A 17,864-nucleotide genomic window follows, 5' to 3' on the forward strand; every position below is an offset into this window, starting at 1 on the left:
CCGCCCGAGGCAACACCGGGGCCCCACGTGCAACACCCTCGTCATCCCTTTGCCCGGCTCTGGTCCGGCTATCTGCGCCGCCATTGGATGTGGATCGGGCTTGCGGCCCTGCTGATGGCAGTCGAGGGCAGCTCCGTCGGGGCGCTGTCCTACATGCTGGAGCCGATGTTCGACACGGTCTTTGTGGCCAAACGGTCGGACCTGATCATCTGGGTCGCGGTGGCGATTTTCTCGTTGTTCCTGCTGCGGGGCGTCGCAGGCGTGGCGCAGCGGATCATCATGGCGCGCGTCGCCTTTACCGCGTCGTCGCGCCTGCAACAGGACCTGTTGGCGCATGTGCTGCGTCTGGACACCGCCTATTTCCACGCCAACGCTCCGGGACAGTTGATCGAACGGGTGCAGGGCGATGTGCAGGCGATCCAGCAGATCTGGACCTCGATCCTGACCTCGGCGGGGCGCGATGCAGTGGGATTGGTGTCGCTGATGGTCGTGGCGCTGATGGTCGATCCGATCTGGACGCTGGTGGCCATCATCGGCGCGCCGCTTCTGGTGGCGCCCAGCCTGATCGTGCAGCGTTATATTCGCCGCAAGTCGGTTGCGCTGCGCGACATCGCGGGGCGGCGGACGACACGGTTGGACGAGATTTTTCACGGGATCACGCCGATCAAGCTGAACGCGATGGAAGCCTACCAGGAGGACCGCTTCCGCACCGCGACCGAGGACATGGTGCGTGCCACCGTCCGCACCCAGGCGGGGCAGGCAACGGTGCCCGCGCTGGTCGATTTCGCGGTGGGCTTCGGGTTCTTCGCGGTGCTGATCTATGGCGGGCCGCAGATCATCGCAGGCGAAAAGACGATCGGGCAGTTCATGTCCTTTTTCACCGCGATGTCGCTTGCGTTTCAGCCGCTGCGTCGTCTGGCCGGGGTGGCGGCGAGTTGGCAGACGATGCTGGCGTCGCTGGAACGGATCTATGCCTTGCGCGATACGGTCCCCACGATCACCGAGCCACCGACCCCCGCCCAGGCCCGCCCCGCCAGCAGCGCCGTGGTGTTCGAGGATGTGAGCCTCGACTATGGCGACAACGCGGTTCTGCGGGGGCTCAGCTTCGAGGTGCCGCAAGGCACGACAACCGCGCTGGTCGGGTTGTCGGGCGCGGGCAAGAGCACCGTGTTCAACGTGCTGACCCGGCTGGTCGATCCGTCGTCGGGTCGCGTCACCATCGGGGGCGAAGACATCCGCGACCGATCGCTGGCCGATCTGCGGGGGCTGTTTTCGGTCGTCAGCCAGGACACGCTGCTGTTCGATGAGACGCTGCGCGAGAACCTGACCATGGGGCGCGACCTGCCCGAGGCGCGCATCCAGGCTGCGCTGGACGCGGCCAACCTGCGCGATTTCGTCGGCAGCCTGTCGCAGGGGTTGGAGGCACCCGCGGGGCCGCGCGGATCGCTCTTGTCAGGGGGACAGCGGCAGCGGCTGGCGATTGCGCGCGCGCTGTTGCGGGACACGCCGATCCTGTTGCTGGACGAGGCAACCTCGGCGTTGGACACCAAGTCCGAGAAACTGGTGCAGGAGGCGTTAGCCACCTTGTCCGCCGACCGCACCACGCTGGTCATCGCGCACCGCCTGTCCACCGTGCGCGACGCCGATCAGATCCTGGTCCTGTCCGAGGGCCGGATCGCCGAGCGCGGACCCCATGACGCGTTGCTGGCGCAGGGCGGGCTTTATGCGCAACTCAGCGGTCTGCAGGGGGCGGCATGAGCGTCGTCGCGGTTCTGCCCTACGGCACGCCCACGCCCGGTGGGTTGGGCGCCGTGTCGCTGGATGCGCTGGATTGGCAAACGCCGCGCCCGGACCGGCTGGCGCTGGGCACGGTGGGCGACATGAGGGCGGAGGATCATCTGATCGTCTATCCGCGCACGCCCTATTGGTTTCGCCCCATGCCCCGTGCCCGGGTCACCCTGATGATTGTCGAACCCCGGTCGATCCATGCCAAGCACCTGCGTCTGGCGCGTCTCCTCGGTTGGCGGTTCCACCGCATCCTGACGCGCGATCCTGCCACCCTGCGGGCGGTGCGCAACGCGCGGTTCCTGCCCTATGCCGACACCTGGATCGAGGATGCGGGCGTCGATACCACCAAGACCCGCATGACGTCGCTTATCGCCTCGGCCAAGCGCGATCAGGAAGGGCACCTTCTGCGCCATGCGGTTGTCGATGCCCTGCCGCCCGGTGCGGATGTGGATATCATGGGACGCGGCTATCGACCCTTTGACCGCAAGGAGGAGGGGCTGGCCCCCTACCGCTATTCGGTGGTCATCGAAAACACCCGCGAGGCGGGCTATCTGTCGGAAAAGATCATCGACGCGCTGATCTGCCGGACGATCCCGATCTATTGGGGGGCACCGGACGTTGGCGATTACTTCGATCCGGCGGGGATCATCGTCTGCGCGTCGCAGGCGGACATCCTGGCGGCCATCGACGCCGCAAGCGTCGCCGACTATGACGCGCGGGCAGCCGCGGCAGAGACGAACCGCGACACCGCGCTGAAACTGGCCGATTTGCACGGTCGCGCCGCCCGCATCATCCAGGAGGAAGACACATGAAGACAGCGCTCATCACCGGGATCACCGGCCAGGACGGTGCCTATCTGTCAGAGCTGCTGCTGGACAAAGGCTATCAGGTGCACGGGATCAAGCGGCGCACTTCGCTGTTCAACACCGCGCGGATCGACCATCTGTTCGACGGTGCACCGGGACAGGAGGGGCGGTTCGTTCTGCATCATGGCGACATGACTGACAGTTCCTCTCTGACGCGGATCCTGTCGGCGGTGAAACCCGACGAGGTCTACAACCTCGCCGCGCAAAGCCATGTCGCCGTGTCCTTCGAAGAGCCGGAGTATACCGCAAATTCCGACGCGCTGGGCCCGCTGCGCCTGCTCGAGGCGATCCGGTTCCTGGGGCTGAAGACCAAGTTTTACCAGGCCTCCACCTCGGAACTGTATGGTCTGGTGCAAGAAACCCCGCAGCGCGAGACGACGCCGTTCTACCCCCGCTCTCCCTATGCGGTGGCAAAGCTCTATGCCTATTGGATCACGGTCAACTACCGCGAGGCTTATGGGCTGTTTGCCTGCAACGGCATCCTGTTCAACCATGAAAGCCCCCTGCGCGGCGAAACGTTCGTGACCCGCAAGATCACCCGCGCGCTGGCCCGGTTGAAGATCGGCGGGTCCGAGGTTCTGCGCCTGGGCAACATGGATGCGCTGCGCGACTGGGGCCACGCCCGCGACTACGTCGAGATGATGTGGCTGATGCTGCAACAGGACGCGCCCGAGGATTTCGTGATCGCCACCGGCGTGCAATATTCCGTCCGCGATTTCGTCCGCGCCGCCTGTGCCGCGCTGGACATGGAGGTGACCTTCGAGGGCGAGGGCCTGGACGAGGTCGGGCGCGACGGCGAGGGCCGGGTGATCGTCCGCGTCGATCCGCGCTATTTCCGGCCCGCAGAGGTCGAAACGCTGCTGGGTGATGCGGCCAAGGCGCGGGACAAGCTGGGCTGGACGCCTTCGACCCCCTTTGACGCGTTGGTCCGCGAAATGGCCGAGGCCGATCTGGCCGAGGCACGGGCCGAGGCGCGCGCCCGTGGCTGATGTTTTCGACCTGAGCGGTCGCCGGATCTATGTGGCCGGGGCCACCGGCATGGTCGGCGGTGCCCTGGTCCGCCGCCTGGGCGAGGAGCCTTGCGAGATTCTGACCACCACCCGCGCCGAGCTGGACCTGACCCGGCAAGCGGATGTGGAAACCTGGTTTGACCGGGTGCGTCCCGACGCGGTGATCCTGGCGGCTGCGCGGGTCGGCGGTATCGGGGCCAACAGCGCCTTTCCGGCAGAGTTTCTGAACCAGAACCTCGCGATCCAGACCAATGTGATCCAATCCGCCCACGACAGCGGCTGCGAACGGCTTTTGTTCCTCGGCTCGTCCTGCATCTATCCGCGCAATGCGCCGCAGCCGATGCTGGAAGAACACCTGATGCAGGGCCCGTTGGAGCCCACGAACGAGGGCTATGCCCTTGCCAAGATCGCGGGCATCCGCGCCTGTCAGTATCTGTGGCAGCAACACGGGCGGCGCTATATCTCGGCGATGCCCACCAACCTGTTCGGACCGGGCGATACCTTCGACCTGGAGGCGGGCCACGTCATCCCCGCGATGATCGTCAAATTCGTCGAGGCGGTGCGCAGCAAGTCCCCGACCGTGACGATCTGGGGCACCGGGTCCGCCCGGCGGGAATTCATGCACGCCGACGATTGCGCCGATGCACTGGTCTACCTGCTGCAGCACTATGACCAGCCGGAGCACATCAACGTCGGCACCGGCGAAGAGGTGTCGATCCTGCAACTGGCGGAACTGGTCGCGGAGCTGACCGGCTTTGACGGAGAGATCGTCAAGGACACGACCAAGCCCGACGGCATGCCCCGCAAGCTGATGGATTCGGGTCGCCTGCGGGCGCTGGGCTGGACCCCCCGGATCGGCCTGCGCGACGGGCTGGCCGCCACCATCAACACCTATCGCCGCCAGACGGAGGCCGCCCATGCCTGAGACCATCCTGCCGCTCGCCACCTCCTCCTGGGATCAGGCGGAACATGACGCGATGAACCGCGTCATCGCCTCCGGCTTCTATTCCATGGGGGTGGAGGTGCGGACCTTCGAAGCGCAATTCGCCGAGGCGATGGGCGCGAAATACTGCGTCATGGTCAACTCCGGCTCATCGGCGAACCTGCTGATTGTCGGCGCGCTGCGCTACCACTCGCGGGCCCTGATGCCGGGCGACGAGGTGATTGTGCCCGCCGTGTCCTGGTCGACCAGCTATTATCCGTTCCAGCAATACGGCTGCCACGTCAAATTCGTCGACATCGATGCGGACACGCTGAACTACGATCTGGACGCGCTGCAGGCGGCGGTCACGGACCGGACGCGGATGATCCTGGCGGTGAACCTGCTGGGCAATCCGAACGACTTTGACCGGATCGAGGCCATCATCGGCGGTCGCGACATCCTGTTGATGGAGGACAACTGCGAATCCATGGGCGCGACCCTGGGCGGCAAGCAATGCGGCACCTTCGGGATCGCGGGCAGCTATTCGTCGTTCTTCTCGCATCATATCTCGACCATGGAAGGCGGGCTGGTCGTCACCGACGACGAGGAACTTTATCACATCATGCTGTCGGTTCGCGCCCACGGCTGGACCCGCAACCTGCCGTCGCCCAACCACGTGACGGGCACCAAGGGCGACGATCCTTTCACCGAAAGCTTCCGCTTCGTCCTGCCCGGCTACAACCTGCGCCCGCTGGAGATGTCGGGCGCCATCGGTCAGGCCCAGATCACCAAGTTGCCGATGCTGGTGCGCGAACGTCGCGCCAACGCCGACCGGTTCCGCGCCGTCATGGCCGAGTTTCCGCAGATCCGCATTCAGCAGGAATTGGGCGAAAGCAGCTGGTTCGGATTTTCGATGGTGCTGGACCCGGCGGCTGGCATCGCGCGCAGGGATCTGGTGGACGCCCTGACCGCGGCGGGGATCGAGTGTCGGCCCATCGTCGCGGGTAATTTCGCCCGCAACGAGGTGGTGACGAAACACTTTGACCATTCGATCCACGGCACGCTCGACAATGCCGATCTGATCGACGCCAATGGTCTGTTCATCGGCAATCAGCACTATCCGCTGGACGATGCCTTTGGGGTGCTTGCTGACGTGTTGCGTCGGGTCCTGGACTAGGCTCAGGTTCGCAGCCAACCCGCCGGGATCAGGTCGGCGTTGGTCAGCGCCGGATCGCGGAACCAGACCTCGGGCGCGACGACGATCTTGCCCTGCGCGGGGTTCAGCCAGGCACCCCACCAGCTGAAGGTGGAATTGGCGATGATGTGGTGACGGCACAGCGACATCAGGTGCATGTCGACCTCCGGCCCCGCGCCGGGCAGTTCGACCACCTCCATCGGCACCGGCAGGGACAGGTTGTCCCGCACCCAGGCGGGATCGTCGCTGAAGGCATGGATGCGCAGGTCCGGGACGCGGGCGCGGATCAGGTCCAGCGCGCGGGCGTAATAGGCACCGTCGCAGGTGCCATAGGCCCCCGATGACAGGTAGTCGCCGCGCCGGACATGCAGCGACACGGTGGTCGCGTCGCCGCGAATACGGTCTGCGATGGCCTCTGCCGCCGGGGGCAGGGGGGCGCTGGGTGTCAGGTCCGCGCGGATCGTGTCGGCGTGATCGGCGAAATACCCTTCGGACTGGAAATAGCCGTGCAGATAGGTGTCGTCGGGCGCGTTCAGGACGCGGGCGTCCAGCCCGTGCCCCTGCTGCCGCAACAGCCGCCGCGTCGTCGCCCGCCAAATCGCGTAGCGCAGCGGCGCGCCCTTGCGGTCGGGCGGCAGGTCGGCAGGCGGCACCGTGCGGATCTGCCAGGCGGAGAGGCCATTGAGCCAATGGCCGCCCTTCGCATCGGTTGCGCGCGCATCCAGCGCCAGGTCGGTGCCCAGCCGCAGGGCCAGAGCCCGACCGGTGGCATATTGGAACATCTGGTTGCCCAGACCCCCGAGAAGGCGTGCGGTAATCATCCCCGGTTCTTGCCAAAGCCCCGCGCCAAAGACCATAGCAACCCCATGGCCGAGTTGATCGTCACCAACCTGAACCGCAATTTCACCGGGGTCTCGGCCACGGCGGCGGGCGTCGTGGCGCAGCAGGCGACGGTTTACGACATGGCGCTTGCGGGGCATCCCTTGCCGGGCTGTCCGGGTCCGGTCAGCGTCGCACAGGCGCGGACGCTCAGCCGGGCGCACGGGGCGCGGCCCTTTGCGATCTGGCATGTGCGGCGCAACCCCGAGATGCGCGCCGGGATCTGGGCGCGCGACGTCCTGCGCCTGCCGGTCCGGCTGGTGTTTACCTCGGCGGCGCAGCGGCGGCATTCGGCCTATCCGCGTTGGTTGATCTCGCGGATGGATGCGGTGATCGCCACGACCGAGGCGGCGGCGGGCTACGTGCCCCATGTGCGGGCCGTGGTGCCCCATGGGGTCGACACCGCCCGCTGGACCCCCGCCCCGGACCGTACGGCGGCCTGGGCGGCAAGCGGGTATCCGGGGCGCGCGGGCGTGGCTTGCATCGGACGGGTCCGGCCCGAAAAGGGCACCGACCGCTTTGTCGAGACGATGCTGCGCGTCCTGCCGCAGCGTCCCGACCTGACCGCGCTGGTCATCGGGCGCGCCGGTCGGTCGCACGCGGCGTTTGAGGCGGACCTCAAGGCGCAGGTGGCGCAGGCTGGTCTGGCGGACCGGATGCGTTTCGTGGGCGAGATCGGGGCCGACCGGATGCCGGCGCTGATGCGCGGCTTGTCGGCCCTGGTGGCCCTGCCGCGCTACGAGGGCTATGGCATGACCCCGCTCGAGGCGATGGCCTCAGGCGTGCCGTTCGTAGCGACCCGGACCGGCCATTTCGACGATTTCGCCGCTGGCGGCGGTGGGGTCGTCGTTCCCAACGATGCGGATGCCCCGCAAGCGGCCGCTGCGGCATTGATCGGGATGTTGGGCGACGGGCAAGCGTGGGCGGCACAGGCGCGTAAAACCGTCGTCGACCGGTTCGGCATCGAACGCGAGGTGGCGGGCATCGGGGCCGTCTATGACATGCTCTGGTCGGAGGGGCCGTGATGCGCGCGCAGGCGGCCTTTGTCATCCACCTGGCCCGCGCCCAGGCGCGCCGCGCCCAGGTCGCGCGCCTGCTGGCCGACCTGCCGATCCCGGCAGAGGTTCTGGACGCCGTCGATGGCCGGGCCGCCCCGCCAGAGGTGCTGGCCCCCTACGACCCCAGCGTCGCACACCGGCCCCGGTATCCCTTTGCGCTGGCCCCCGGAGAGATCGCCTGTTTTCTCAGCCACCGGGCCGCCTGGGCCCAGGCGGTCGCGCGGGACCTGTCCGGCGTCTTGCTGATCGAAGACGACGCCGGGCTGGACCCCGAAACCTTTGCCCGCGCGCTGGCAATGGCCGAGGCGCATCCCGGCACGGGTTTCACCCAGTTTCAGACCCGCGCACCCGGTCCCGGCCCGGTGCTGGCGCGCGACCGGGAGGTTACGCTCAGCGCCCCGCCGTTGGTGCCGTTGCGCACCACCTGCAATCTATACTCGCGCGCGGCCTGCGAACGGCTGCTGAAGGTCTCGGCGCGGTTCGATCGGCCCCTGGACGTCTTTCTCCAGATGCATTGGGTGACGGGGATCAGGCCGCAGGTGGTCTGGCCCTCGGGTATCTCCGAGGTGTCCGAGGCCGTCGGCGGCACCACGATCCAGAACAAGGGGCGCGGTGCCTGGGATCGGCTGCACAGGGAGGTGCAGCGCCCGCTGTTCCGCGCCGCGATGAAGCGCCGCGCGCTCAAAGAGTAAGCGACCGCGCCTTCAGACCGTCGTAGTACGGCAAGGCCGCGCGCAGCAGGTCATCGCGCGTTCCGTGCGGCAACGGCCCCTCGACCCCGGCAAAGCCGGTCGACTGATGCACCGCGCCGTACCAATGGGCGGCCCAGACCCCGTCGGCGGCATGTCCCCCCGCAGGCCAGCGCAGCATGGCCGCGTCCCAGGGCAGGCCCAGTTCCGCGCAAAGCCGTCTGAGCATCGCCTCCGGCGCGGCGCGCAGGTCGGCGGTGTCCAGAACCAGCCCGCCCAACCGATCATAGAGAGCAGCCTGCGCGGCAAAGGCGATGTCGTCCTCGGTGATTTCGTCGCGTTTGACCCCATAGCTGGCGATGACGCGGGCCGGGTGGCGGATCAGATGCAGATGCACGGCCCCCTCGGTCCAGTCCAGCGGCATGCCTGCCGCCATGTGGTGGGCCATGTGTTTCTGATAGCTGTGCTGCGCGGGCGGACGGGCGCAGATTTCCGCGACCTCGGCGGGGTCAGTCGGCTGGCTGGCCAGAATCCTGTCCCGCATCGGGTGATCCAGTCCGGTCGCGGCCAGATAGGCGGCGTAGAACGGCTCGTCCATCACCTCCGTATCCGGGCGATTGCCAAAGCTGTACATCATGGCGGTAGAGAGATTCCGGGGACCGGACCAGGCAAGGATTTTCATGGCGACTGCGGGGCTGTTGTGACTGCGGCAAGGGTCTGCAGGGGACGGCGGCAGCGCAAGCGAAAAGGACACGAGGCTTGGCCCAGGAGGACCTTTTCTGCTAGGTTTCGCGCAGGTTTTGACAGGACGGTTTCATGGTTGAAAAGATCGATGTCACGCTCTGCTCGGACTTGCCTGATCAGGGGGCGCTCAACGAAATCCTCAAGGATTACTACCGTCTGGCCGTCGCGCGGATGCAGGCGATGGGCATCGATGTCGATCCTGCCGCGCCGACCAGCGCCCTGGCCGAATTCTGGCAGAATGCCACCGACTACCTGTCCCCCCGCGGGTGCCTTGCCATCGCCAGAACCGATGCGGGCGAACTGGTCGGATGCGGCATGATGAAACGGTTGGATTCAGAGACGGGGGAAATGAAGCGGCTGTATGTCAGCGACCGGGTTCGGGGCACCGGGGCCGGGCGCCGCCTGGTCGATATCCGGGTAGAGGAGGCGCGACGGATGGGGCTGCGCCGGTTGGTGGCCGACACCTTGACCAGCAACGTCGAAATGCGTGGCCTGTACCCCAAGCTCGGCTTTGCCAACGTGCCGGGCCCGATCGAGACATCCACGTATCGCGATCAGCCGATGCTGCGCCCGCACCTGCATTATTTCGTGCGCGAGCTGGAACCCAGCACGCGCGGGACGCCAGAATGATCCGGCCCGATTGAGGGATGCGGTCACGGGGCTGTGACTTGCGTGGGGACTGCCGCCGCGCCAAACTGAACCAATCCGTTCAGGAGGGTCCGATGTCCAAAGCAGTCGCACATAACATCCGTCTGACCGCGCTGATCCTGGCGCTGGCCGCAGGCGTTGTCGTCCAGAAACACGCGCACGGCGGCCAACATGCCGATTGCACCCTGTGCACAGAGGTCAACGAGCGGGGGTAACCCCCGCTGGTGAGGCCCTAGTAAAAGGCGGCGGCGTTGTTGATCAGCACCGTGCGCAGGCTGAATATACCCAGGATCACGATCAATGGTGCCAGGTCCAGCCCGCCCATCTGAGGCAGGGCACGGCGGATCGGGCCGTAGATCGGCTCCAACAGGCGGTTCAGACCGTCCCAGATCTGCGCGACGATTGGCTGGCCCATGTTCAGCACGCCGAAATTGATCAGCCAGGACATGATGATGTGAATCAGGATGATCGTCTGGGCGATGCTCAGGATGAACATGATGATCTTGAAAAGCGATGTCATTGGCCGGGCCTGTGGTTGGGTCGCTACCTGATCTAGGGACGCAGGCGCCCCGGCGCAAGTTGACGTTCGGTCCGACCTTGACGCCCGCACAGGGCAGGCAGAGGTCCGGTGACATGTATCCGTTCATCCGCCTTCTGCTAACGCTGCGCCGGGCCCGCGCCCTGGGCCGGGCCGATCTGACGGGTGAACATGTCAGCCATCACCTGTGTCTGCCCTGGGATCTGGACGGCTTTCTGGAGCTGAACAACGGGCGGACGCTGACGCTCTATGATCTGGGCCGTTTCGGTCTGGGCGAACGTGTCGGGCTGAGCGCGGTCTTGCGCGCGCGGCGCTGGGGGTTGGCGGTGGCCGGCTGTTCGGTGCGCTACCGCAAGCGGGTCACCCTGTTCCAGCGGATCGAGATGCGGACTCGCTGTGTCGGCTGGGATGATCGGTTCGTCTATATCGTCCAGTCGATGTGGGTGAACGGCACCTGCACATCGCAGGCGTTGATGCGCACCGCCGTCACCTCGCGCCAGGGCACCGTCCCGCCCTTGGATGTCATGGCCGCGCTAGGCTGGACCGGCGACGTGCCGGAGCCACCCGCCTGGGTGCGCGCCTGGATCGCCGCCGAGGCGGAGCGTCCCTGGCCGCCGATTTCCGAGGTGCCCGAAGGCCACGTCGTTCCCGCCGCCTGACGTAAGCGTCATATCTCCGTTGCGTCGCGGCGCTTCTCTGCCCATGGTTTGCCGGGAACGAGGGGAAGCACATGACCGATACAGCATTGAAGCGCCGGGTGCGCGGCTGGATGATGTTCGACTTTGCGTCGCAGCCCTACAACACGCTTTTGCTGACCTTCATCTTTGGCCCCTATTTCGCGACCGTCGTGGGCGACCCGGTCGCCGCACAGTCGATGTGGGGCTTTGCCATCGGTCTGGCCGGTCTGGTCATCGCGCTGTCGGCCCCGGTCCTGGGGGCGATGGCCGACGCGTCGGGGCGGCACCTGCCCTGGATCTGGATCTTTTCGGCGTTGTACGTCGCGGGGGCCGCCGCGCTTTGGTTCGCGGTGCCGGGGGCGGATACCGTCGTGCCGATCCTGTTTGTGTTCTGTGTGGGCCTGATCGGGATGGAGTTTGCCACCATCTTCACCAACGCCATGCTGCCGGGCCTGGGCCCGCGTGATGAAATCGGACGCATCTCCGGCTCTGGCTGGGCGCTGGGCTATGTGGGGGGCGTCATCGCGCTGGTCATCATGCTGCTGTTCTTTGCCGAGAACGCAGCCGGCGTGACCCTGCTGGGCACGGCTCCCTTGCTGGGTCTGGACCCGGAAACCCGCGAGGGTACGCGTTTCGTGGGCCCCTTCACGGCGCTCTGGTATGTCGTGTTCATGGTGCCGTTCTTCTTGTGGGTCCGCCCGTCGCCCAGGCCGGGCGCGGTCCGGTTGCCGGTGGGACGGGCCCTGGCCACCTTGGGCGACACGCTGAAACGTCTGCCGCGGACGCCGGGGTTCGCGTCGTTCCTGGGGGCCTCGATGCTGTACCGGGACGGGTTGAACGGGCTGTACACGTTCGGCGGCATCTATGCGGTCGGTGTGCTGGGCTGGTCGGTCGTGGACGTGGGGGTCTTTGGCATCCTGGCTGCGGTGACCGGGGCGATCTTTGCCTGGCTGGGCGGACGTATCGACCGGGCACGGGGCCCGAAGCCGGTGATCGTCGGCTGCGTCGTCGTGTTGTTGATCGACACGCTGCTGCTGGTCACGATTTCTCCCACGCGTGCGCTGGGCTTGCCGGTGGCCGAAGGATCCGCCTTGCCGACCATCGCCTTTTACGTGCTGGGTGCAGTGATCGGGGCCGCGGGCGGCGCGTTGCAGGCGTCCAGCCGCACCATGTTGACCCGCCAGGCCCATCCCGATCGCATGACCGAGGGCTTTGGCCTCTATGCGCTGGCGGGCAAGGCGACGGCCTTTCTGGCCCCCTTCCTGATCGGGGTGGTCACGCTGGCAAGCGGATCTCAGCAGATGGGCATCCTGCCGGTCGCGGCCCTATTCATCTTTGGCCTGATCCTGCTAGTCTGGGTGAAACCAGAAGGGGAACCCGACGCATGGTCCGACACCTCCTCGCCTGCCTGATTGCGGCCCTGCTTTGGGCCGCCCCGGCGCAGGCGCAGCTTGCCAAGCAACAGTTCGGCGCAGCCCGCCAGCCGTCCGCCCAACCGGCGGAGCCTTTCGGTTCCTATGCCAAGGGGTGTGCGGCAGGGAACGTGCAACTGTCCGAAACCGGGCCCAGCTGGCAGGCCATGCGCCTGTCGCGCAACCGCAACTGGGGGCACCCGGACCTGGTGGACCTGGTGCAGGACGTCGGTCGCCACATGGACCGGATCGGTTGGGGCGGCATCTACGTGGGCGACATGAGCCAGCCGCGCGGTGGTCCCATGCTGACGGGTCACCGGTCGCACCAGATCGGGCTGGACGCCGACATCTGGCTGTATCCTGCGACCGACATGACGCTCAGCCGGGGCCAGCGCGAGACGATCTCTGCCATCTCCATGCGGCGCCAGAACGGGGCCTTCGTCAATTCCAACTGGACGCGGGGTCAGCACGAGCTGGTCAAGAAGGCCGCCCAGGACCCCCGCACCGCCCGGATTTTCATCTTTCCAGGGGCCAAGGTGCAGATGTGTAACGACGAAACGGGGGACCGGTCGTGGCTGCGCAAGGTGCGGCCCTGGTACGGGCACCACTACCACATGCATGTGCGCATCAGCTGCCCGCGCGGCGCGCGCAATTGCGAAAACCAGGCGGCCCCGCCCCCCGGTGACGGCTGCGCCGAGGCGCAGGACTGGGTGAACCGCATTCTGAACCCACCGCCGCCCGACCCGAACGCGCCGCCGCCGCGCCCGCGTCGCGAATATGTGCTGGCGGATCTGCCTGGCCAATGCGCGTCGGTCCTGTCCTCGCGCTGATCTTCGGCCTCAGCGGCCCCGCCTTCCCCGCCGACCTGATCGGGAGCCATACCTGGCGTCCCGATTGGCACGGCGCGGGCGGGTTTTCGGCGCTGTGGCTGGATCAGGCGGGTGCATCCTTTGCCACGCTTTCGGATCGGGGGACCTGGGTGACGGGCCAGCTGTCGCGCGACGCGGACGGGGCGGTTGACGGGGTCAGGGTGACCGCGCGCGGCCCGCTTCTGCGGTCCACAGGCGAGCGTCTGCGCGGCCGCGAAAGCGACGCAGAGGCGATTGCCCGCGTGGGCGATACCTTTTTCATCGCCTACGAAGGGGCGCATCGGGTCATGCGCCACGCTGATGGCCTGCAGGCTGCGCCCGAGCGGATGCCACAGGCCCCGGATTTCGAAGGCCTGCAGCCGAACTCCGGGCTGGAGGCGCTGGCCTCCGGCCCCGATGGCACGCTCTTTGCCATCCCGGAGCGGTCGGGCCGCGAGGACCGCCCCTTTCCGGTCTATCGGTTTCGCCAGGGGGCCTGGGATCAGCCCTTTGCCTTGCGGCGGGATGGGGATTTTCTGGTCACCGGCGCGGATGTCTTCGACGGGCGGATTTACCTGTTGGAGCGGGACTTTGCCATCGTCGGCTTTCGCAGCCGTGTGCGCAGCTTTGACCTGACCGGCGGGGACGAGCAGCTTGAGCTGCAGAGCCCCCTGCGCAGGCACGACAACCTGGAAGGGATCGCGGTCTGGCGCGACGCGTCCGGGGCACGGCGCATCACGCTTGTTTCAGACGACAACCTGCGCGCCTATCAGCGCACCGAGTTCGTCGATTACCGACTGGACTGAGGCGCGCGCAGAGGGGGCCCTGCCCCCGGTGCCTTTGCCGCCCCCCCGCGGTATTTATGGCCAGAGGAAGATAAGGTCGGCGCGTTAACCTTAACGCGGGATTTACCTATTGGCGGATGCATTGCGCAGCGCCTTGCGCGCCCCGGTCTCAGCCTTCGACGCGGCCCGGAATCTTGTCGCGCCGGGTGCGGGGCAGGTGCCAGTTGTCCAGGTGTCCCATCGCCTCTTCGGCGGTGTCGACAAAGCGGAACAGGTCCAGATCGTCGACCCCGATGGTCCCGGCCTCCTGCAAGGCGTCCCAGTTGATGATCCCCTTCCAGAAGTCGACGCCGAACAAAAGAACCGGCACCCGTTCCATCCGGCCCGTCTGGATCAGGGTCAGCGCCTCGAACAGCTCGTCCAGCGTGCCGAAGCCGCCGGGGAAGACGCAGACGGCACTGGCCCGCACGAGGAAGTGCATCTTGCGCACGGCAAAGTAGTGGAAATTGAACGACAGTTCGGGCGTGACATAGGGGTTCGGGGCCTGTTCGTGGGGCAGCACGATGTTCAACCCGATGGACCGGCCACCCGCGTCCTGGGCCCCGCGATTGCCGGCCTCCATCACGCCTGGGCCGCCGCCGGTGACGATCACGTTCTCGCGGCCGCCGGTCTCGGCCATCGACCTTTCGGTGATCATCTGCGCGAAACGGCGCGCCTCTTCGTATTGGTCGGCCAGGTCGCGCAGGGTATCGGTCCGGGCGCTGTCGCGATTTTCCGGTCGCGGGATGCGGGCGCCGCCGAACAGGACGACCGTGCTTTCGACCTCTGCCTCATCCATGAGGAGGGTGGGTTTGAGCAGCTCCAGTTGCAGTCGGACGGGGCGCAGTTCTTCACGGCAGAGGAAATCCTCGTCGGCGAAGGCCAGGCGATAGGCAGGCGATCGGGTCTGCGGTGTGTCGGGAACGCCATGGGCCGTTTCGACGTCTTCGCGGGAATGACGGAGCGGGTGGCGGCGGTCGTGGTCGGTCATCGGGCGTCCTTGCATCAAGCTGTTGGGACGGGTCTAACAGGCGGGGCAAGGGGGCGCGAGATGATTGAATTGCCAGACGATTGGCGGCCAGTGGTTGCCGCCGCGCGTGATCGGATCGCGGGCCATGCACGGGTGACGCCAGTGGGCCAGATGACCCTGGGTGGCTTTGATATCGCCGTGAAGCTGGAGCAGATGCAGCACACCGGCAGCTTCAAGGCGCGGGGCGCGTTCAACACGCTGCTGCAGGCCAATGTGCCGGCCGCCGGGGTGGTCGCCGCCTCGGGCGGGAACCACGGTGCCGCCGTGGGCTTTGCCGCCGCCAGCCTGGGCCATGCGGCACACATCTTCGTGCCCGAGGTGGCGGGGCCCGCCAAGATCGCTCTCATCAAACGGACCGGCGCGACGTGCCACGTTGTCCCCGGTCTCTATGCCGAGGCGCTGGCCGCCGCCCGTGCGCATGAGGCCGAGACGGGGGCGATGCAGGTCCATGCCTATGACGCCGTGCCGACGGTTGCGGGACAAGGCAGCTGCTTTGCGGAATGGGACGCACAGGGGTTGGAGGCGGACACGGTGCTGATCGCGGTCGGCGGCGGCGGGTTGATCGCCGGGGCCTACGCCTGGTGGGGCGACCGCCGCCGTGTCGTCGCCGTCGAGCCGGAGCAATCCTGCGCGCTGCACACCGCGCTGGCCCAGGGCGGACCGGTCGACGTGCCCGTGTCCGGCGTAGCGGCGAACGCGTTGGGTGCCAGCCGCATCGGAGAGATATGTTACGGTCTGGCGCAGGGCCGCCCGGCTGTCACGGTCCCCGATGCGGCGATCACCCAGGCGCAGCACATGCTTTGGCAAGAGGCGCGTGTTCTGGTCGAACCGGCAGGGGCCTGCGCATTGGCGGCCCTGGTTTCGGGGGCGTACCGACCTGAACCGGGGGAACGGGTGGCCGTTCTGATCTGCGGGGCCAATCCCGCCCCGGATCCGATTGCGGGCTAAAGCCGCGTCAGCAACAGGCCCGCCGCGATCATCAACACGCCCAGAACCCTTGGCAGGGTGATCGGGATCACCGGCAAGGCAAAGGCCCCGATCGCGTCCAGAACCAGGGCGGTGCTCATCTGACCCAGCAGCAGGATGCCGAGCGCCGTCACGATGCCCAGCACCGGCACCGATGTCAGCATTCCCCAGACCACCAGCGCGCCCAGGACACCGCCCAGCCAAAGAACCGGTGGCGCGGCGGGTACCCGGGCCAATGCCGCGCCCTGGCCCTGGATCAGGGCCAGGGCCAGCAGCACGACAAAGCTGACCCCGACCGAAACGGTGGCCGCAACGACCCCGCTGCCGACGTCGCGGGCCAGGGTCGCGTTCAGCGGCGACTGGATCGCAAAGACGATTCCGGCGGCAAGGACCACCAGCATGGGCACGATCAGAGAGGGGGCGAGGCTTGGCATGGCGGCTCCGGAGGATGCGGCGGGATTGCTCCGACGAGCGCTGGCCGATAAGAGCGCCCCAGTCAATTCATCCCCGCCCCGGAGCCTGCCCCATGTCGAACGCACAGCTGGAAGCCGCCATCGAAGCCGCCTGGGAGGGTCGCGACCAGATCACGCCGCAGACCACCGGCGAGGCGCGCGATGCCATCGAAGCGACGCTGGATGCGCTCGACAGTGGCAGCCTGCGCGTGGCCGAGCGGCAGGACAGCGGCGACTGGCACGTGAACCAATGGGCCAAGAAGGCGGTCCTTCTGGGATTCCGCCTGAAGGATATGGAGCTGCAGTCCGGCGGCCCGCAAGGCAGCAGCTGGTGGGACAAGGTCGACAGCAAGTTCCATGGCTGGAACGCCGCAAAGTGGGAGACCGCCGGCTTTCGCGCGGTCCCGAACTGCATCGTGCGCAAGTCGGCCTATATCGCGCCGGGCGTGGTGCTGATGCCGTCGTTCGTGAACCTGGGCGCCTATGTCGATTCGGGCACCATGGTCGACACCTGGGCCACCGTGGGCAGCTGCGCGCAGATCGGCAAGAACGTCCACCTGTCGGGCGGCGTCGGCATCGGTGGTGTGCTGGAACCGATGCAGGCGGGGCCGACCATCATCGAGGACAACTGCTTTATCGGCGCGCGGTCCGAGGTGGTCGAGGGCTGCATCGTCCGCGAAGGCTCGGTCCTGGGCATGGGCGTGTTCATCGGCAAATCCACCAAGATCGTCGACCGCGAGACCGGAGAGTTCACCTATGGCGAAGTCCCCGCCGGGTCCGTCGTGGTGGCCGGGTCGATGCCGTCGAAGAACGGCGTGAACCTCTACTGCGCGGTCATCGTGAAAAAGGTGGATGCGCAGACCCGGTCCAAGACCTCGATCAACGAGCTGCTGCGCGACTGATCCAGACGCGCGGGCCGGTTCACTCCGGCCTGCGCAGGCCGTCCCGCTGACGCTCCAGCGTCAGGGCATCGCGGGCAATGCGATCTTCTTCGATACGGTCCATATGGGCCAGGGCCGCCTTTGTGCGGCCCATGTTTTTCCACAGGGCACGCCGCCAGGCCCGGCGCGCAGAGGCGGGCGACCAGGGCAGGCGCGCCTCGGCCAGCCAGGCGCGCAGCGCGGGTGGCAGCGCATCAAAGGCCGCCATGTTCTCACGCTGTGCCCGGGACAGACCGGGCGGGGGCGGTGTGCGATCGGTCATCCTGTCCTCCGTGGCGCGCAAGATGAAACGGCGGGCAAAAACTGTCAAAGGCCGCGACGGAATTCGCCCGGATCGGCGTGAAAGGGCGAACGGAGGCGACGCCCATGACCCGATC

The 17,864-nt window shown here is 67.1% G+C and carries 21 protein-coding genes; 15 read left to right on the forward strand and 6 right to left on the reverse strand.

The window, feature by feature from the left end:
- Nucleotides 1–27: 27 nt before the first annotated feature.
- From K3551_RS03990 to K3551_RS04010, 5 genes are read left to right on the forward strand one after another with little or no spacing between them, the layout of a single operon-like run.
- Complete coding sequence (locus K3551_RS03990; RefSeq protein ID WP_311199765.1) at nt 28–1,758, forward strand: ABC transporter ATP-binding protein; 1,731 nt, start codon at nt 28–30, stop codon at nt 1,756–1,758.
- Complete coding sequence (locus K3551_RS03995; protein WP_259917887.1) at nt 1,755–2,600, forward strand: glycosyltransferase family 10; 846 nt, start codon at nt 1,755–1,757, stop codon at nt 2,598–2,600. Before K3551_RS03990 ends, K3551_RS03995 begins: the two co-directional genes overlap by 4 nt.
- Nucleotides 2,597–3,643 carry a GDP-mannose 4,6-dehydratase gene (gene gmd, locus K3551_RS04000; RefSeq protein ID WP_259917890.1) on the forward strand — a complete coding sequence of 349 codons (1,047 nt, stop codon included), beginning with the start codon at nt 2,597–2,599 and terminating at the stop codon, nt 3,641–3,643. The genes K3551_RS03995 and gmd overlap by 4 nt, the downstream gene beginning before the upstream one ends.
- A complete protein-coding gene (locus K3551_RS04005; protein WP_259917894.1) occupies nt 3,636–4,589 on the forward strand; it encodes a GDP-L-fucose synthase in 954 nt (317 codons plus the stop codon). Before gmd ends, K3551_RS04005 begins: the two co-directional genes overlap by 8 nt.
- Entirely contained in the window at nt 4,582–5,763 is a 1,182-nt protein-coding gene (locus K3551_RS04010; RefSeq protein WP_259917896.1) for a DegT/DnrJ/EryC1/StrS aminotransferase family protein, read from the forward strand. The genes K3551_RS04005 and K3551_RS04010 overlap by 8 nt, the downstream gene beginning before the upstream one ends.
- Before the next feature lie 2 nt (nt 5,764–5,765).
- Here the strand turns inward: K3551_RS04010 and K3551_RS04015 are convergent, their stop codons facing one another.
- Complete coding sequence (locus K3551_RS04015; protein ID WP_259917898.1) at nt 5,766–6,602, reverse strand: alpha-1,2-fucosyltransferase; 837 nt, start codon at nt 6,600–6,602, stop codon at nt 5,766–5,768.
- A gap of 45 nt (nt 6,603–6,647) precedes the next feature.
- Between K3551_RS04015 and K3551_RS04020 the strand changes: the two genes are divergently transcribed.
- Both K3551_RS04020 and K3551_RS04025 read left to right on the forward strand, forming a co-directional pair.
- Nucleotides 6,648–7,685 (forward strand): glycosyltransferase family 4 protein, encoded by a 1,038-nt coding sequence (locus tag K3551_RS04020; protein ID WP_259917900.1) that lies wholly within the window; start codon nt 6,648–6,650, stop codon nt 7,683–7,685.
- A complete protein-coding gene (locus K3551_RS04025) occupies nt 7,685–8,410 on the forward strand; it encodes a glycosyltransferase family 25 protein (protein WP_259917902.1) in 726 nt (241 codons plus the stop codon). The genes K3551_RS04020 and K3551_RS04025 overlap by 1 nt, the downstream gene beginning before the upstream one ends.
- Here the strand turns inward: K3551_RS04025 and K3551_RS04030 are convergent.
- Entirely contained in the window at nt 8,400–9,089 is a 690-nt protein-coding gene (locus K3551_RS04030; protein WP_259917903.1) for a sulfotransferase, read from the reverse strand. The genes K3551_RS04025 and K3551_RS04030 overlap by 11 nt on opposite strands.
- A 134-nt stretch (nt 9,090–9,223) precedes the next feature.
- On the opposite strand from K3551_RS04030, the gene K3551_RS04035 reads away from it, so the two are divergent.
- Nucleotides 9,224–9,781 carry a GNAT family N-acetyltransferase gene (locus K3551_RS04035; protein WP_259917905.1) on the forward strand — a complete coding sequence of 186 codons (558 nt, stop codon included), beginning with the start codon at nt 9,224–9,226 and terminating at the stop codon, nt 9,779–9,781.
- A 92-nt stretch (nt 9,782–9,873) separates the two neighbouring features.
- A complete protein-coding gene (locus K3551_RS04040) occupies nt 9,874–10,014 on the forward strand; it encodes a hypothetical protein (protein WP_259917907.1) in 141 nt (46 codons plus the stop codon).
- Between the two features lie 17 nt (nt 10,015–10,031).
- On the opposite strand, the gene K3551_RS04045 is transcribed toward K3551_RS04040, so the two are convergent.
- On the reverse strand, nt 10,032–10,319 hold the full coding sequence (locus tag K3551_RS04045) for a YggT family protein (RefSeq protein ID WP_259917909.1): 288 nt from the start codon (nt 10,317–10,319) through the stop codon (nt 10,032–10,034).
- 113 nt (nt 10,320–10,432) lie between these two features.
- Between K3551_RS04045 and K3551_RS04050 the strand changes: the two genes are divergently transcribed.
- The 4 genes from K3551_RS04050 to K3551_RS04065 all read left to right on the forward strand — a co-directional run bounded on the left by K3551_RS04050 (nt 10,433) and on the right by K3551_RS04065 (nt 14,080).
- Nucleotides 10,433–10,996 (forward strand): acyl-CoA thioesterase, encoded by a 564-nt coding sequence (locus tag K3551_RS04050; protein WP_259917911.1) that lies wholly within the window; start codon nt 10,433–10,435, stop codon nt 10,994–10,996.
- 71 nt (nt 10,997–11,067) lie between these two features.
- The gene (locus tag K3551_RS04055) at nt 11,068–12,426 is read left to right on the forward strand and encodes an MFS transporter (protein WP_259917913.1); all 1,359 of its coding nucleotides are present in this window, start codon (nt 11,068–11,070) and stop codon (nt 12,424–12,426) included.
- A complete protein-coding gene (gene mepA, locus K3551_RS04060) occupies nt 12,399–13,256 on the forward strand; it encodes a penicillin-insensitive murein endopeptidase (RefSeq protein ID WP_259917914.1) in 858 nt (285 codons plus the stop codon). Before K3551_RS04055 ends, mepA begins: the two co-directional genes overlap by 28 nt.
- Nucleotides 13,229–14,080 (forward strand): esterase-like activity of phytase family protein, encoded by an 852-nt coding sequence (locus tag K3551_RS04065; RefSeq protein ID WP_259917915.1) that lies wholly within the window; start codon nt 13,229–13,231, stop codon nt 14,078–14,080. Before mepA ends, K3551_RS04065 begins: the two co-directional genes overlap by 28 nt.
- A gap of 148 nt (nt 14,081–14,228) precedes the next feature.
- On the opposite strand, the gene K3551_RS04070 is transcribed toward K3551_RS04065, so the two are convergent.
- Complete coding sequence (locus tag K3551_RS04070) at nt 14,229–15,089, reverse strand: LOG family protein (protein ID WP_259917916.1); 861 nt, start codon at nt 15,087–15,089, stop codon at nt 14,229–14,231.
- A gap of 60 nt (nt 15,090–15,149) precedes the next feature.
- On the opposite strand from K3551_RS04070, the gene K3551_RS04075 reads away from it, so the two are divergent.
- Nucleotides 15,150–16,076 carry a threonine/serine dehydratase gene (locus K3551_RS04075; RefSeq protein WP_259917918.1) on the forward strand — a complete coding sequence of 309 codons (927 nt, stop codon included), beginning with the start codon at nt 15,150–15,152 and terminating at the stop codon, nt 16,074–16,076.
- Here K3551_RS04075 and K3551_RS04080 read toward each other — a convergent pair.
- Nucleotides 16,073–16,528 carry a DMT family transporter gene (locus K3551_RS04080; protein ID WP_259917919.1) on the reverse strand — a complete coding sequence of 152 codons (456 nt, stop codon included), beginning with the start codon at nt 16,526–16,528 and terminating at the stop codon, nt 16,073–16,075. The two genes, K3551_RS04075 and K3551_RS04080, sit on opposite strands and share 4 nt — an antisense overlap.
- A 92-nt stretch (nt 16,529–16,620) precedes the next feature.
- On the opposite strand from K3551_RS04080, the gene dapD reads away from it, so the two are divergent.
- The gene (gene dapD / locus K3551_RS04085) at nt 16,621–17,448 is read left to right on the forward strand and encodes a 2,3,4,5-tetrahydropyridine-2,6-dicarboxylate N-succinyltransferase (RefSeq protein ID WP_259917920.1); all 828 of its coding nucleotides are present in this window, start codon (nt 16,621–16,623) and stop codon (nt 17,446–17,448) included.
- A 19-nt stretch (nt 17,449–17,467) separates the two neighbouring features.
- Here dapD and K3551_RS04090 read toward each other — a convergent pair whose 3' ends face one another.
- On the reverse strand, nt 17,468–17,749 hold the full coding sequence (locus K3551_RS04090) for a DUF6525 family protein (protein WP_259917921.1): 282 nt from the start codon (nt 17,747–17,749) through the stop codon (nt 17,468–17,470).
- Nucleotides 17,750–17,864: the final 115 nt, after the last annotated feature.

The organism is Jannaschia sp. M317 (assembly GCF_025141175.1).
GTDB lineage: Bacteria > Pseudomonadota > Alphaproteobacteria > Rhodobacterales > Rhodobacteraceae > Jannaschia.

What these genes read in the sequence shown, in the direction of transcription:
- K3551_RS04025 (WP_259917902.1), top strand. Translation starts at nt 7,685, where the DNA reads ATGCGCGCGCAGGCGGCCTTTGTCATCCACCTGGCCCGCGCCCAGGCG.
- K3551_RS04065 (WP_259917915.1), top strand. Translation starts at nt 13,229, where the DNA reads ATGCGCGTCGGTCCTGTCCTCGCGCTGATCTTCGGCCTCAGCGGCCCC.
- K3551_RS04075 (WP_259917918.1), top strand. Translation starts at nt 15,150, where the DNA reads ATGATTGAATTGCCAGACGATTGGCGGCCAGTGGTTGCCGCCGCGCGT.
- K3551_RS04030 (WP_259917903.1), bottom strand. Translation starts at nt 9,089, where the DNA reads ATGAAAATCCTTGCCTGGTCCGGTCCCCGGAATCTCTCTACCGCCATG.
- mepA (WP_259917914.1), top strand. Translation starts at nt 12,399, where the DNA reads ATGGTCCGACACCTCCTCGCCTGCCTGATTGCGGCCCTGCTTTGGGCC.
- K3551_RS04020 (WP_259917900.1), top strand. Translation starts at nt 6,648, where the DNA reads ATGGCCGAGTTGATCGTCACCAACCTGAACCGCAATTTCACCGGGGTC.
- K3551_RS04090 (WP_259917921.1), bottom strand. Translation starts at nt 17,749, where the DNA reads ATGACCGATCGCACACCGCCCCCGCCCGGTCTGTCCCGGGCACAGCGT.
- K3551_RS04050 (WP_259917911.1), top strand. Translation starts at nt 10,433, where the DNA reads ATGTATCCGTTCATCCGCCTTCTGCTAACGCTGCGCCGGGCCCGCGCC.
- K3551_RS04035 (WP_259917905.1), top strand. Translation starts at nt 9,224, where the DNA reads ATGGTTGAAAAGATCGATGTCACGCTCTGCTCGGACTTGCCTGATCAG.
- K3551_RS04055 (WP_259917913.1), top strand. Translation starts at nt 11,068, where the DNA reads ATGACCGATACAGCATTGAAGCGCCGGGTGCGCGGCTGGATGATGTTC.
- K3551_RS04080 (WP_259917919.1), bottom strand. Translation starts at nt 16,528, where the DNA reads ATGCCAAGCCTCGCCCCCTCTCTGATCGTGCCCATGCTGGTGGTCCTT.
- dapD (WP_259917920.1), top strand. Translation starts at nt 16,621, where the DNA reads ATGTCGAACGCACAGCTGGAAGCCGCCATCGAAGCCGCCTGGGAGGGT.
- K3551_RS04015 (WP_259917898.1), bottom strand. Translation starts at nt 6,602, where the DNA reads ATGATTACCGCACGCCTTCTCGGGGGTCTGGGCAACCAGATGTTCCAA.
- K3551_RS04070 (WP_259917916.1), bottom strand. Translation starts at nt 15,089, where the DNA reads ATGACCGACCACGACCGCCGCCACCCGCTCCGTCATTCCCGCGAAGAC.
- K3551_RS04045 (WP_259917909.1), bottom strand. Translation starts at nt 10,319, where the DNA reads ATGACATCGCTTTTCAAGATCATCATGTTCATCCTGAGCATCGCCCAG.
- gmd (WP_259917890.1), top strand. Translation starts at nt 2,597, where the DNA reads ATGAAGACAGCGCTCATCACCGGGATCACCGGCCAGGACGGTGCCTAT.
- K3551_RS04010 (WP_259917896.1), top strand. Translation starts at nt 4,582, where the DNA reads ATGCCTGAGACCATCCTGCCGCTCGCCACCTCCTCCTGGGATCAGGCG.
- K3551_RS04040 (WP_259917907.1), top strand. Translation starts at nt 9,874, where the DNA reads ATGTCCAAAGCAGTCGCACATAACATCCGTCTGACCGCGCTGATCCTG.
- K3551_RS03995 (WP_259917887.1), top strand. Translation starts at nt 1,755, where the DNA reads ATGAGCGTCGTCGCGGTTCTGCCCTACGGCACGCCCACGCCCGGTGGG.